The following is a 12,540-nucleotide window of genomic DNA, read 5'->3' as shown; positions in this document are numbered from 1 at the left end:
CGGCGGAGGCGCGCGGGGCGAGTGGCGTCGACGGTATCAGCGCAGCGGGCGAGGGCGGGTGAGCGCCCAGGCCAGCGCCGCGTGCACCGGCAGCAGCAGCGCGATCCATTGCAGGTTGAACTGCGGCTGCAGCATCGACAGCCAGTGGATCAGCAGCGCGGCGCCGGCCAGCGCCACCACCAGCCACAGCAGCACGTCGAACCAGCGCCCCGGGCGGCGTCCGCGCAGCAGCGCCACGCCGCCGACCAACAGCGGCAGGCACAGCGGATCCAGCAGCAACAGGTTGCGGTTGCCCCAGGCGGCGCGATGCTCGCTGAAGCCCCACAGATAGAGCAGGACCGCGCCGCCCAGCGCGCACAGCAGCCAGAACGGCAGCGCCAGCGCCGCCAGCCAGCGCGGGCGGCGGCCCAGCGCCAGCACGCCCGCCGCCGCGGCCAGCCCGACCAGCAGCCACGGCCACCAGTGCCGCAGCTGTTCCGGTGGTTCCGGCGGCAGCCGCTGCGGCAGCAACTGCTGGCGCGCCTGCACCAGCGGGCGCCCTTCGCTGTTGCGCACCTCGTTCAGGCTCTCGGCCAGGCGCATCGGCACGAAGGCCTCTTCCCAGCGCGACAGCGGCTTGTCGGCGTACGGGCCCAGGCCCAGGTCGAAGCCCAGCCACATCCACGGCGCCGGCGAGGCCAGGCGCACCGATTCGCTGCGGTAGGTGTTGCCGCGCGAGCGGCCGGACAGCTGCGCGTGCAGCGCCCCGCCCATGGCCCGGTCCAGCGCGTCGCGGACCATCGTGGCGCAGTTGGCGGTGTAGTAGTCGTAGCGGTAGCGCGCGTTCTCCGGGCGGGCGCGCCAGGCCAGCGCCTGCTGCAGCGCGCGTGCCTGCGCCGGGGCCAGGTCCAGCCACTGGATGTCGACGCCGCGGCCGGCCTCGCGGTACTGCTCTAGGTCCTCCTGCAGCGGCAGCGCGACCAGGTAGTAGCGCATGTCGCCGGCGGCGAAGCGGCCGACGAAGCCGGGTTCGCTGGGGTCGAAGAAGCCGAAGTTGTAGGAGGTGGCCTGGCCGGTGCGCGGGTCGAGCACCACGATGGCGTCGTGGCCGAAGCGCTCGAAGAACACTTCGCCGGGCTGCATCGTGGCCACGCCGATGCGCGGCGCCGGGTCGCTGGCGTCGGCTGCGGCGGTTGCCGCGCCTGTGGGTGGCGTGGTCGCCGGCGGGGCGGCCAGCGGCGGCGGGGCCGCCGGATCTGCCGACAGAGTCTGCGCGAACGCCAACCCGGCCCACAGCGCCAGCAGCAATCCCAGCCAGCACGCCGCGCGCGTGAGCGGCAGTTTGCGCGCGCTCAAGCGCCGTCCTGCTCGGCGGGCGGCAGGATGGTGACGTGGAACGCCTGCACCCGGCGCGCGTCGGCCTTCGCCACGCGGAACGCGAACCGCCCCAGGGTCAGTTCCTCGCCGGTCTCGGGCAGGTGGCCGATCGCCTCGGTGACCAGCCCGCCGACGGTGTCGTAGTCGTCGTCGGGGAAGTCGGCGCCGAAGCGCTCGTTGAAGTCCTCGATCGGGGTGAGTGCGTCCACCACGTACTGGCCGTCGGCCTGCGCGGCGATCAGCGAGGCCTCGTCCTCGGCGTCGTCGTGCTCGTCGTCGATGTCGCCGACGATCTGCTCCAGCACGTCCTCGATGGTCACCAGCCCGGCCACGCCGCCGTACTCGTCGACCACGATCGCCATGTGGTTGCGCGAGAGCCGGAACTCCTTGAGCAGCACGTTGAGCTTCTTCGACTCGGGAATCAGCACCGCCGGGCGCAACAGTTCGCGCACCGTACCCGGGCCGTGGTCGGCGACCACGCCGCGCAGCAGGTCCTTGGCCAGCAGGATGCCGAGGATGTCGTCCTTGTTCTCGCCGTGCACCGGGAAGCGCGAGTGGCCGGATTCGACCACCTGCTTCATCAGGTCGAGGAAGCGCGACTCCACTGGCAGTGACACCATCTGCGCGCGCGAGACCATCACGTCGCCGACGGTGAGTTCGGAGACCGACAGCGCGCCCTCCATCATGCGCAGCGTGTCGGCGGCGATCAGGCCGTCGTGCTGCGCGTCGCGCAGCACCTCGACCAGATCGTCGCGGGTGTGCGGGTCGCCGGAGAACACCGAGGTCAGGCGTTCCAGCCAGCCGCGGCGCTTTTCGTGGGGTTCCGGGGAGGAGCTACTCGGTCCGTCTTCAGACATGTTCTGTGGTCAGGCGCCCGGTCGAACGGGCGGTAGCCGCAAGTCTAGCAGGGCGGTCGCGACAGCATCGCGACGCTGGCGACGCGTGCCGGCAGGCCCGCCGGCGCGGGTTCAGCCGCCCTTGGGCGGCGTGTGCAGCGCGTCCGGCGCCGGGGGCGCGCCCGGCTCCTCGGGCAGGTCCAGGCTGTAGCTGCAGCCGGCCAGGGTCTTGCCGGGGTGCGATTTCACCGTGGACACGCTGAGGATGATCGACTCGATCATCGGCTCGCCGGTCTTGGGGTCGTGCACGTCGCGGCTCAGCACCTCGCGGCCGAACATGGCCTTCTCCGGCGTATCCACCGCCGCTTCCAGGTTCAGGCGCTTGGCCAGCGGCCGCGGGTCGGGCAGGTCGAGGATCGCCATCACGCTGGCGCCGGAGAAGGCGATCTGCTCGCTGCTGTAGCCGAACACCTGGATCGGCCGGACCAGGGCGTACTCGGTCATGAACGGGTTGGACTGCGGCAGCGGCCGCCAGCCGTGCGCCACCGCCTTCAGCGGATCGGCCAGCAGCGGCGCCAGCGCGGCGAAGTCGGCCTCGTGCTGGCGGCATTCCAGCAGCGCCGGCAGGTCGATGGCCGGATCGGCGGTTGCGGCGGCGGGCGCTGCAGTCGGTGGCGCGGGAGGCGCGGCGACGGCGGCAGGGACGGCGCAGGCGAGCGCGAGCAGGACGAGCGAGGGACGGATCAACGCACGGAACCTCGAAGCAGAACGGGGCTGCGGCGATCGCCGCGCGGCCACGTTACCGCCGGGGCTCGCGCTTGACCAGCGCGGGAGGTGGGCGACACACGCGCCCCTCTCCCCCCGGGAGAGGGGTTGGGGTGAGGGTCGGTCGCGACAGCGGGTGTGGGATCTCGGATCAACGCTCGCCGGCGTAGGGGTCGGAGACGCCGAGGTCGGCCAGGATCTCGCGCTCCAGCTGCTCCATCGCCTCGGCTTCCTTGTCGTCCTCGTGGTCCCAGCCGAGCAGGTGCAGCACGCCGTGCACGGTAAGGTGCGCGTAGTGCGCGTTGAGCGGCTTGTCCTGTTCGGCGGCTTCGCGCGCCACCACCGGCGCGCAGATCACCAGGTCGCCGAGGAGCGGCAGCTTCACGCCCTTCGGCAGCCCCTCGGGCAGTTCGGCCGGGAAGCTGAGCACGTTGGTGGCGTAGTCCTTGCCCCGGTAGTGCTGGTTGAGGGCGCGGCCTTCGCGGTCGTCGACCAGGCGAATCGCCAGGTCGGCCTCGCGGATGCGGCCCTTCAGCGCCGCAGCGACCCATTTGCGGAAGCTCGTCGCCGCCGGCAGGCCGGCACGGGGCAGGGCGTAGCTGACGCCGACATCGAGGCGGACGGGACCTTTGGTCATGGCGGAACGGCCGGGTGCAGCGGTGGGGTGGACAGTATCGCGCTAACGCACGCTCAGGGCGACGCCCAGTCGCCGGCGTCGTAGGCGATCTCGATCACAGCGGCGTTGCCTGCCGTGCGATCGATGCCGGCGTCCGCGGCGGATTTGCTGCAGTTGAAGCCTTGGTAGAGGGTGCTCTGGCGAACGAGCTGCAATGCCATCTGGTCCGGCTTGCCGTTCGGGTCGATCTGGAGGGTCGGGGTCGCGCAGCCGCCGACATTGTTCACCTGAATGGCGGGCACGAGCGTGCGCGCTGCCTGGTCGGCGAGGGTATCGAAGGCATCCGGTCCGATGTCCTGCGCAGCGGCCGACACGCGCACCTTGAAGTAGTAGAGCTGTTTGTAGAACAGATAGCCGTTGGAGCGGGCCGGTGCATCCTCTGGGTCGAGGCGCAGTTCCATCCGCAGCTTTTCTCCGGGCACCCGTTGGGCCTCTGCGATCGCCGCGACCAGCGCCTTGTCCATGGCGCTGGCGGCCTTCGGCGCCGGTTCGACGACGATGCCCAGCTCGAATCGTTGCGCGCCCAGTTCGTGCAGTTCCGCGTAGGTGCCGCTGGAGACCGCTGCGGCCAGATCGGCGCGGAAGCCCGCCATGCCGTCGGCGATGGCACGCGCCGACTCCTTTTGCCCGGCGGGATAGACGAACACGTTGATGGTCAGTTCCGGATGGCCTTTCAGCACGTAGAGGAAGCCGGCACCGGCGGCCTTGGCGGCCGGGTCGTACTTGCTGCTGCGCAGGCTGAAGTCGCCCACCGTGTCGGGAGCGACAACGTAGCTGGTTTCGACGAAGGGCCGCGCCGGCGTTGCTGCGGGCGGCGCGGCCGCGGCGGCAGCCGCTGGCGCGGCGCAGGCGGCCAGGATCGGCCAGAGCAGACAGGCAAACGACGACGATCGCTGGAACATGGCACCTCCCCGTGCACGGCAGCAGCACCGCAGTGTACGTCGCTCACTGCCGTGTGGTGCGTGCGATTGCTACGAAGCGCCGCGACAGGCGCGCAGCAGCAAGCTCAGGTCACGCATGCGACCAGGAACAGCAGCGGGGTCTTTTCGTCGTCGACGCGGTAGGCCAGGCTGCCCATCGGGCCTCGCTGGCACTGCGGATTGTCGCGCCGGATGTCCACCGTGGCGGCGAAGCGCCCCGACGCGGGCAGCCACACCGCGGCCTGACCGTGTTCGAGCAGTTGGCCGACGAGGTAGAAGCTGTCCGCTGGCACCTTTGCGTAGGCCAGCGCATTGCAGCCGAAGCGGTCGCGCGTCGCGCCGGTGGCTTCGGCCGCATCCAGCAGCGCCTGCGCCCGGGTGCCGGCGATCCAGGCCAGGCGTTGCGCTTCGTTGCCGCGCGGCGCAGTCGGCGAAGTGCGGGCGATCGCCGCGGCGCGCTCGAGCACATCGCGCGGCAGGCCGATGCTGGCGGTGTCCTGCACGATCGACAGGCAGGGCGGGGTCAGCGATTGCGCCAGGCCGCTGCGCTGCGGCGCCGGATCCTGCGCTGGCGTTGTGTCGGGCGTCTGGCCGCCGGCACTGCCGGCCACGCCGAGCAGCGTTCCCAGCAGCGCCGGCCAGGGCCGGATCATGCGGCGGGGCCGCTGGCGCGGTCGACGACGTCGCGCTTCTCGTAGGCGTTGACGATGCGCGCCACCAGCGGATGCCGGACCACGTCGCGCGCCTCGAAGAAAGTGAAGCTGACTCCGTCCACCTCGTGCAGCACCTCGATGGCATCGCGCAGGCCGGACTTGACGTGCTTGGGCAGGTCGATCTGGGTCAGGTCGCCGGTGACCACCGCGGTGCTGCCGAAGCCGAGGCGGGTCAGGAACATCTTCATCTGCTCGATGGTGGTGTTCTGCGCCTCGTCCAGGATCACGTAGGCGTCGTTGAGGGTGCGCCCGCGCATGTACGCCAGCGGCGCGATCTCGATGACGTTCTTCTCCAGCAGCTTGACCACCTTCTCCACGCCCAGCATCTCGTACAGCGCGTCGTACAGCGGGCGCAGGTAGGGGTCGACCTTCTGGCTGAGGTCGCCGGGCAGAAAGCCCAGCTTCTCGCCGGCTTCCACCGCCGGGCGCACCAGGATCAGCCGCTGCACCCGCGATTCGTTCAGCGCTTCCACTGCGCTGGCCACGGCCAGGAAGGTCTTGCCGGTGCCGGCCGGGCCGATGCCGAAGTTGATGTCGTGGGTGGCGATCTGGTGCAGGTACTTGGCCTGGTTGGCACCGCGCCCGCGCACCGTGCCGCGCTTGACCTTGATCGCCACCTCCTGCGGCTGGTAGGCGCGCTGCGCCACCTGGTCGACGTTGGACTGGTTGAGCCGCAGGTGGATTTCCTGGTCGTCGAAGGCGACGTGGTCGGCCTCGGCGTACAACGCCTGCAGCAGGCGCTCGGCCGCCGCCACCGCCGGCTCCGGCCCGGTCACCCGGTACACGTTGCCGCGGTTGGAGATCTCCACGCCCAGGCGCAGTTCGATCTGCCGCAGGTGCGCATCGAACGGGCCGGCCAGGTTGGCCAGGCGCTCGGTGTCGGCGGGATCCAGGGTGAAGTCGCGTTGCGCAGGGGTGGTCATGGCGGGAGCGCGCCGCCAGCGGCGACGTCGAAAAAAAGAGGGGCGCAAAGGGTAGCGCGCAGCGCGTAGCCGGGCCAGTGAAGGGGGCGCGGCGGCGGTGTGGGCGTGTGCACGCCGAAGTCGCCGCCGCGTACCGCGGGGAGCAGCGCCGAGCGGCGCCCCGCCACTTGTGCGGTCATCGTGGCTGCAGGAATGGCAACGTTGTCCACAATGGATGTGGATCGATCGCCCAAAAGCCTGTGGACAACTGCGCGGACGCCTTGCCCGGCAAGGCGCGGCCCTGTGTTGGCGAAAAAAATCGCACCGCCGGCCAGCGTCGCGCGTTTCCCTCGCGCTTGTCTTCTGGGAATCCGTTGCGGCGCGCCTATCGATGTCCACCGCCGCCGCGCGCGTCGCGGGCCTGCATCCACGCGTCCGCGATCGCCCGTGCGCCGGCAAGGTCGTCCACCACCAGCACCAGCTGACCGTGGTGATCGCTGTACTGCACGGCGATGTCGATGCCGGCGTCGCCGAGCAGGCCGGTCAGCAAGCCCAGTTGGCCCGGCGTGTCCTGGTCCAGGCGCAGCAGTACGGCGGGGCGCTCGGCGGCCACGCGCATCCCGTGCGCCTGCAGTGCGTCGCGTACCGGCGCGGCGGCATCGAACAGGAAGTGCGCGACCGCGCGGCCGCCCACCCGCCACGCGCCGCCACCTTCGATGCTGATGCCGGCCGCGCCCAGCGCCTTGGCCATCGCCGCCAGTGCGCCGGGGCGATCGTCGAGATGGATCTCCACGTCCTTCATTGCAGCGCCTCCGCCGTCGCCTCGCCGTGCACGATCGTCGCCTCGCAGCGCACCGCCACCGCGCAGCTGTTGGCGATGAAGCACTGCGCGTGCGCCTGTGCGTGCAGCGCGTGCGCGCGGGCCGCATCGCTGTCCGCGGCAATGGTCACCCGCGGCGCCAGCGTCACCTCGCGGAAGCGCCCGCCGCGGCCGGGATGCAGCTCCAGCCAACCCTGCGCCTGGTCGTCGTAGGCCAGGACCCGGATGCCGGCATGCGCGCACAGCGCCAGATAGGTGAGCATGTGGCAGGCGGCGAGGGCGCCGACGAACAGGTCTTCCGGGTTGTGCAGCGCCGGGTCGCCTCGGAACGCCGGATCGGCGCTGCCCGTCAGCGCCGCTTTGCCGGGAACCTGCAGCGTGTAGTCGCGGCCGTAGCCTGCGTAGTCGGCGGTGCCGTTGCCGCGGTTGCCGGTCCAATGCAACTGCGAAGCGTAGTGGTGCAGCGTGTCGGCCATGTGCCTGCCTCGTGTGGGAAGCGGGCAAGGTAGGCGCCAGCGCGGCGTCATGCTTCGTCTAGAATCGAAGCATGAGCGAAGCCACACCGCTGTCCCGTGTCGCCTTCCTGCTGGGCGACGCCGCGCGCAGCCGCATGCTGGCGGCGTTGATGAGCGGACAGGCGCGCACCGCCACGGAGCTGGCCCTGGACGGCGGCGTGGCGCCGTCCACCGCCAGCCAACATCTGACGCAACTGGTCGAGGCCGGCCTGCTCGCGGTGGTGCGCCAAGGCCGGCACCGCTATTTCCGCCTCGCCGATGCACAGGTTGCCGCGGCAGTCGAGGCGATGATGGGGCTCGTACCGCCGCAGACCCGGCGGGTCGGCCCGTCGGATTCCGGCCTGCGCCGGGCGCGGGTCTGCTACGACCACCTCGCCGGCGAACTGGCGATCCGCTGGCGCCAGCAGATGGAAGCGCGCGGACACCTGCTGTGCAGTGACGGCATGGCGCTGAGCGCGTCCGGCACGGCCTGGTGTACGGCGATCGGCATCGACGTGGCGGCGCTGCGTGCGTCGCGCCGGCCGGTGTGCCGGCCGTGCCTGGACTGGAGCGAGCGCCAAGACCATGTCGCCGGCGCGCTGGGCGGCGCCTTGCTCCGGTATCTCCTCGACACCGGTCTGGCCCGGCGCGTGCCGGATTCGCGGGTGGTGCAGATCGGCCCGCGTGGCGAGCGCTTCCTCAGCGCGCTCGACTAGCGCGCGCCCGGCGCCGCTCAGGCCGCGGCGTCGTCCTCGGCCAGGTGCAGGCGGCCGCGCAGCGAATTGCTCAGCGCCTCGGTGATCGTCACGTCGACGAACTGGCCGATCAGGCGCGGGTGGCCGGGGAAGTTCACCGAGCGCATGTTCTCGGTCTTGCCGGTCAGCTCGGCCGGGTTCTTCTTCGACGGGCCTTCCACCAGCACGGTCTGCACGCTGCCGATCATCCCCTGCGAGATCGTCTGCGCATGCGCATTGATGTGCGCCTGCAGCCGCGCCAGTCGCGCGTGCTTGACCGCCTCGGGGGTGTCGTCTTCCAGGTCGGCGGCGGGCGTGCCCGGGCGCCGCGAATAGATGAAGGAGAAGCTTTGGTCGAAGCCCACGTCCTCGATCAGCTTCATGGTCTTGTCGAAGTCGGCGTCGCTCTCGCCGGGAAAACCGACGATGAAGTCCGAGCTGATCGAGATGTCCGGGCGCACCGCGCGCAGCTTGCGGATCTTCTGCTTGAACTCCAGCGCGGTGTAGCCGCGCTTCATCGCGCTGAGGATGCGGTCGCTGCCGGCCTGCACCGGCAGGTGCAGGTAGTTGGCCAGCTGCGGCACGTCGCGGTAGGCCTCCACAAGGGAGTCGCTGAATTCCAGCGGATGCGAGGTGGTGAAGCGGATGCGGCCGATGCCCTCGATCTGCGCGATGCTGCGGATCAGCAGGCCCAGGTCCGCGTACTGCGCTTCCTCGCCGGCTTCGGCGTCGGCATAGGGGCCACGGTAGGCGTTGACGTTCTGGCCGAGCAGGTTGATCTCGCGCACGCCCTGCGCGGCCAGTTGCGCCACTTCCACCAGCACGTCCTCGAACGGCCGGCTGATCTCCTCGCCGCGGGTGTAGGGCACCACGCAGAACGAGCAGTACTTGGAGCAGCCTTCCATGATCGACACGAAGGCCGACGGGCCTTCGGCGCGCGGCTCCGGCAGGCGGTCGAACTTCTCGACCTCCGGGAAGCTGATGTCAACCTGCGACTTGCCCGATTCGCGCCGCGCGCGGATCAGCTCCGGCAGCCGGTGCAGGGTCTGCGGGCCGAACACCAGGTCCACGTAGGGCGCGCGCTTGACGATGGCTTCGCCTTCCTGCGAGGCGACGCAACCGCCGACGCCGATGATCACCGGCTTGCCGCCGGCCTTCAGCGCCTTCCAGCGGCCGAGCTGGCTGAACACCTTTTCCTGCGCCTTCTCGCGGATCGAGCAGGTGTTGACCAGGACCACGTCCGCTTCTTCGGGGTTGTCGGTCAGCTCCAGGCCTTCGGACGCGGCGAGCACGTCGGCCATCTTGGCCGAGTCGTACTCGTTCATCTGGCAACCGTGGGTCTTGATGTACAGCTTGCCGCGCACCGGCGCGGGTGCGGCGGCGGTGCCGGCGGAGGGCAGGGGATGCAGGACGGTCCCGGGCATGGCGCTTAATCCAGGCGGGTGGAAAGGAAGCCGGCTAGTCTACCCCTGCCGGCGCGCCAGCGCAGGGCGCTAGCCCGCAGCGGCATCCACCGCCAGCGCGCGCTGCACCGCCGGCCGCGCGGCCATGCGCGCGGCGTAGGCGCGGGTCGGCGCCGGCGAATCGAGCAGGCCGAACTGCAGCATCCAGCCCAGCGCGCTGCCCCACAGCACGTCGGCGGCGCTGCAACGCGCGCCGAGCAGGTAATCGCCGCGCGCCAGTTGTGCGTCCACCACCGCCAGCACGGTGTCGCAGTCGGCATAGGGCGACATCGCCCGCGGCGGCGGTTCGCGCTTGAGCGCGCGGTCGACCAGCGCCGGTTCGAAGCAGGCGCCGTAGAACGCCAGCCAGCGCAGGTAGGGGCCGCGCAGCGGGTCGCCGATCGGCGGCGCCAGCCTGGCTTCGGGATACAGGTCGGCCAGGTAGGGGTAGATCGCGCCCTGTTCGGTCACCACCGCGCCGGCGTGCACGATCGCCGGCACCTTGCCCATCGGGTTGATCGCCAGGTAGTCCGGCGAAAGTTGCGCCTGCCGGTCGAAGTCGATGCGCTCGATGGCGTAGTCGGCGCCCAACTCTTCGAGCAGGATCAGCACGCCGCGCGAGCGCGAATGCGGGTTGTGGAACAGGGTGATGTGGCGGTCGCTGGTCACGGGCGGCTCCTGGCTGGTCGGTGCGGACACCCTAGACCCCATTGCGGACAGATCCTGTCCGCAATAGCGTGCACCGATGCCATCGCCCGCCGCCCGCCTGTTGCGCCTGATCGCCCTGCTGCAGACCCGCCGGCTGTGGTCCGGCGCCGAGCTGGCCGACCGGCTCGGCGTGGACCGGCGCAGCCTGCGCCGCGACGTGGAGCGGCTGCGCGCGCTGGGCTACGCCGTGGAGGCCGCGGCCGGGGTCGGCGGCGGGTACCGGCTGGCCGCCGGCGCGCAGATGTTGCCGCTGCTGTTCGAGGAGGACGAGGCGGTGGCGGTCGCGGTGGCGCTGCGCGCGGCCTGCGCCAGCATGGCCGGCCTGGAGGACACCGCGGTGCGGGTGCTGGCCAAGCTCGAACCGCTGCTGCCGGCGCGGGTGCGCCAGCGCGCCGACGCCTTGCAGGGCGCGACCCTGGCGCTGGGCCAGGACCCGCTGCGGCCGGACACGCGGGTGCTGATCGGCGTCGCCAGCGCCTGCCGCGACCGTCGGCTGCTGGGGTTCGCCTATCGCGATCACGGCGGCCGCGCCAGCCAGCGCCTGGTCGAGCCGCTGCGCCTGGTCAACGCCGGCCGCCGCTGGTACCTGCTGGCCTGGGACCGCGACCGCGGCGACTGGCGTACCTTCCGCGCCGAGCGCATCGTGCTGCCCCTGCAGCTCGGCGCGGCGGTGGCATTGCGCCTGCCGCCGCGGGACGCAGCGGCCATGGTCGATGCGGCGATCCGCTACAGCCCGCAGACGCTGGGCTACGCGCTCAGCGTGCGGCTGCGCGGCAGTGCCGCCGAGCTGGGGGCGCGCATTCCATTGTGGTGCGGCACGCTGCAGGACGAGGCCGACGGCCATTGCCGGCTGTCGCTGCTGGCCGACGCGGTGCCGTGGCTGGCGGCACAGTTGCTGACCATCGGCGTGCCGTTCGCCGGGCTGCAGGCCGAACCCGACGTGCTGGCGGCGCTGCGCCGGACCCTGAACGCGTTGCTGGAGCAGCTTCCGGCGCAGGTGCCCGAGGAATAGGCACCTGGGCCCGCCGGCGACCACGCCTTGCGGCGGTGCAGGGATGGCGCGCACTTGGCAAGCGCCGGGGAAGTTGGGACACTCGCCGCCATGAAGGGGATGCTGTGGCTCCTGGGGCTGGGATTCGCCACGTTGACGGCTGCGCCGGCCAGCGCCGGCACCCTGTACAAGTGCACCGGCAGCGACGGCGTGCCCAGCTACGGCAGCAAGCGCGTGTCCGGCGCCAGTTGCAGCGTGATCGGCCGCTACACCCCCGACCGCCGCGCCGCGCGTGCCACCCCGGCGCCTGCGCCGGCCAAGACCAGTGCCGAGCGCTCGAGCCGCGGCGTCATCGCCAGCGCCGGCACGGTGGCGCCGGCCACCCTGATCAGCGCCCCGGTCGCCGCGCCGGCCCCGGTCACCGCCAACGCCGTGCCCAATCGGGTCGCCCCGGTGTCGCCCGTCAGCAGTGGCGCGCCACGGCGCCTGGTCAGCGGCCAACTGTATTCGTACATGCAGGACGGCGTGCGCCATTACACCAGCGCGCGCCCGACCCAGGTCGCCAATCTCGGTGCGGTGCGCACGATCCGCTACAGCTTCATGGAGACCTGCTACGCCTGCGCCAATCCCGGGGTCAACTTCGGTGCGGTGCGCCTGAACACCACCGCCTACCAGAGCGAGATCGCCGCGGCCGCGCGCGAGTACGGCGTCGACGAGGCGGTGGTGCGCGCCATCATCCACGCCGAGTCCGCCTACAACCCGACGGCGCTCAGCCGCGCCGGCGCACAGGGGCTGATGCAGTTGATGCCGCCGACCGCACGCCGCTTCGGCGTCAGCGATTCGTTTGATGCAGCGCAAAACATTCGCGGTGGCGTGCAGTACCTGGCGTGGCTGCTGAAGCGCTTCAACGGCAACCTCAGCCTGGCCGCGGCCGGCTACAACGCCGGCGAGGGTGCGGTAGACAAACACGGCGGGATCCCGCCGTACAGCGAGACCCAACGCTACGTGCAACGGGTGGGCGTGCTCGCCGAGCGCTATCGCGGCGTGCTGGCGACCGCGCATTGAGCCGTCGCCGCGGCCCGGCAGGAGGCGTCGCGCGTCCATTGTCGTCGCGTTAAGGGTTCCGCTACACTGCAGTGGATTCAGTGCGGCTCGACCCCCACCGAGCTGCTGGCAGCCTCAC

General features: G+C 71.3%; 14 protein-coding genes. 3 read left to right on the top strand and 11 right to left on the bottom strand.

Translation table 11 applies throughout. The features are described from left to right. Positions 1-36: 36 nt before the first annotated feature. The 9 genes from AC1PLR_RS13065 to AC1PLR_RS13025 all read right to left on the bottom strand — a co-directional run bounded on the left by AC1PLR_RS13065 (position 37) and on the right by AC1PLR_RS13025 (position 7,464). Positions 37-1,335 (bottom strand): lipoprotein N-acyltransferase Lnb domain-containing protein, encoded by a 1,299-nt coding sequence (locus tag AC1PLR_RS13065; RefSeq protein WP_481101261.1) that lies wholly within the window; start codon positions 1,333-1,335, stop codon positions 37-39. Beyond that, a complete protein-coding gene (locus tag AC1PLR_RS13060) occupies positions 1,332-2,213 on the bottom strand; it encodes an HlyC/CorC family transporter (RefSeq protein ID WP_019801191.1) in 882 nt (293 codons plus the stop codon). Before AC1PLR_RS13060 ends, AC1PLR_RS13065 begins: the two co-directional genes overlap by 4 nt. A gap of 111 nt (positions 2,214-2,324) precedes the next feature. Next, positions 2,325-2,939, bottom strand: a complete 615-nt coding sequence (locus AC1PLR_RS13055; protein ID WP_481101260.1) for a hypothetical protein — start codon at positions 2,937-2,939, stop codon at positions 2,325-2,327. Between the two features lie 169 nt (positions 2,940-3,108). Beyond that, a complete protein-coding gene (ybeY, locus tag AC1PLR_RS13050; protein ID WP_010342139.1) occupies positions 3,109-3,594 on the bottom strand; it encodes an rRNA maturation RNase YbeY in 486 nt (161 codons plus the stop codon). Positions 3,595-3,647: 53 nt separating this feature from the next. Beyond that, on the bottom strand, positions 3,648-4,535 hold the full coding sequence (locus AC1PLR_RS13045; protein ID WP_481101259.1) for a hypothetical protein: 888 nt from the start codon (positions 4,533-4,535) through the stop codon (positions 3,648-3,650). Positions 4,536-4,639: 104 nt separating this feature from the next. Beyond that, positions 4,640-5,206: a hypothetical protein gene (locus AC1PLR_RS13040; RefSeq protein WP_481101258.1), complete on the bottom strand. Its 567-nt coding sequence runs from the start codon at positions 5,204-5,206 to the stop codon at positions 4,640-4,642. After that, positions 5,203-6,189 carry a PhoH family protein gene (locus tag AC1PLR_RS13035; RefSeq protein ID WP_209244446.1) on the bottom strand — a complete coding sequence of 329 codons (987 nt, stop codon included), beginning with the start codon at positions 6,187-6,189 and terminating at the stop codon, positions 5,203-5,205. Before AC1PLR_RS13035 ends, AC1PLR_RS13040 begins: the two co-directional genes overlap by 4 nt. A gap of 364 nt (positions 6,190-6,553) precedes the next feature. After that, positions 6,554-6,970, bottom strand: a complete 417-nt coding sequence (locus AC1PLR_RS13030; protein WP_010342135.1) for a hypothetical protein — start codon at positions 6,968-6,970, stop codon at positions 6,554-6,556. Continuing rightward, the gene (locus AC1PLR_RS13025) at positions 6,967-7,464 is read right to left on the bottom strand and encodes an OsmC family protein (protein WP_481101257.1); all 498 of its coding nucleotides are present in this window, start codon (positions 7,462-7,464) and stop codon (positions 6,967-6,969) included. The genes AC1PLR_RS13030 and AC1PLR_RS13025 overlap by 4 nt, the downstream gene beginning before the upstream one ends. Positions 7,465-7,535: 71 nt before the next feature. Here AC1PLR_RS13025 and AC1PLR_RS13020 point away from each other — a divergent pair, with 71 nt between their 5' ends. Continuing rightward, a complete protein-coding gene (locus AC1PLR_RS13020; protein ID WP_481101256.1) occupies positions 7,536-8,198 on the top strand; it encodes an ArsR/SmtB family transcription factor in 663 nt (220 codons plus the stop codon). A gap of 17 nt (positions 8,199-8,215) precedes the next feature. On the opposite strand, the gene miaB is transcribed toward AC1PLR_RS13020, so the two are convergent. Together miaB and AC1PLR_RS13010 are read right to left on the bottom strand one after the other, a co-directional pair. After that, a complete protein-coding gene (gene miaB / locus AC1PLR_RS13015) occupies positions 8,216-9,640 on the bottom strand; it encodes a tRNA (N6-isopentenyl adenosine(37)-C2)-methylthiotransferase MiaB (protein ID WP_019801221.1) in 1,425 nt (474 codons plus the stop codon). 69 nt (positions 9,641-9,709) lie between these two features. Beyond that, entirely contained in the window at positions 9,710-10,327 is a 618-nt protein-coding gene (locus AC1PLR_RS13010) for a glutathione S-transferase family protein (RefSeq protein WP_481101255.1), read from the bottom strand. A 76-nt stretch (positions 10,328-10,403) separates the two neighbouring features. On the opposite strand from AC1PLR_RS13010, the gene AC1PLR_RS13005 reads away from it, so the two are divergent. Then, positions 10,404-11,378: a helix-turn-helix transcriptional regulator gene (locus tag AC1PLR_RS13005; RefSeq protein ID WP_481101254.1), complete on the top strand. Its 975-nt coding sequence runs from the start codon at positions 10,404-10,406 to the stop codon at positions 11,376-11,378. Between the two features lie 90 nt (positions 11,379-11,468). Beyond that, positions 11,469-12,422 carry a transglycosylase SLT domain-containing protein gene (locus AC1PLR_RS13000; protein ID WP_371181627.1) on the top strand — a complete coding sequence of 318 codons (954 nt, stop codon included), beginning with the start codon at positions 11,469-11,471 and terminating at the stop codon, positions 12,420-12,422. Positions 12,423-12,540: the final 118 nt, after the last annotated feature.

This window comes from Xanthomonas sp. NCPPB 3570 (assembly GCF_056725115.1).
The sequence above is the reverse complement of the archived record's forward strand: the minus strand, read 5'-3'. Positions and strand labels throughout refer to the sequence as shown.

What these genes read in the sequence shown, in the direction of transcription:
- AC1PLR_RS13060 (WP_019801191.1), bottom strand. Translation starts at nt 2,213, where the DNA reads ATGTCTGAAGACGGACCGAGTAGCTCCTCCCCGGAACCCCACGAAAAG.
- ybeY (WP_010342139.1), bottom strand. Translation starts at nt 3,594, where the DNA reads ATGACCAAAGGTCCCGTCCGCCTCGATGTCGGCGTCAGCTACGCCCTG.
- AC1PLR_RS13045 (WP_481101259.1), bottom strand. Translation starts at nt 4,535, where the DNA reads ATGTTCCAGCGATCGTCGTCGTTTGCCTGTCTGCTCTGGCCGATCCTG.
- AC1PLR_RS13040 (WP_481101258.1), bottom strand. Translation starts at nt 5,206, where the DNA reads ATGATCCGGCCCTGGCCGGCGCTGCTGGGAACGCTGCTCGGCGTGGCC.
- AC1PLR_RS13035 (WP_209244446.1), bottom strand. Translation starts at nt 6,189, where the DNA reads ATGACCACCCCTGCGCAACGCGACTTCACCCTGGATCCCGCCGACACC.
- AC1PLR_RS13030 (WP_010342135.1), bottom strand. Translation starts at nt 6,970, where the DNA reads ATGAAGGACGTGGAGATCCATCTCGACGATCGCCCCGGCGCACTGGCG.
- AC1PLR_RS13025 (WP_481101257.1), bottom strand. Translation starts at nt 7,464, where the DNA reads ATGGCCGACACGCTGCACCACTACGCTTCGCAGTTGCATTGGACCGGC.
- AC1PLR_RS13020 (WP_481101256.1), top strand. Translation starts at nt 7,536, where the DNA reads ATGAGCGAAGCCACACCGCTGTCCCGTGTCGCCTTCCTGCTGGGCGAC.
- miaB (WP_019801221.1), bottom strand. Translation starts at nt 9,640, where the DNA reads ATGCCCGGGACCGTCCTGCATCCCCTGCCCTCCGCCGGCACCGCCGCC.
- AC1PLR_RS13005 (WP_481101254.1), top strand. Translation starts at nt 10,404, where the DNA reads ATGCCATCGCCCGCCGCCCGCCTGTTGCGCCTGATCGCCCTGCTGCAG.
- AC1PLR_RS13000 (WP_371181627.1), top strand. Translation starts at nt 11,469, where the DNA reads ATGAAGGGGATGCTGTGGCTCCTGGGGCTGGGATTCGCCACGTTGACG.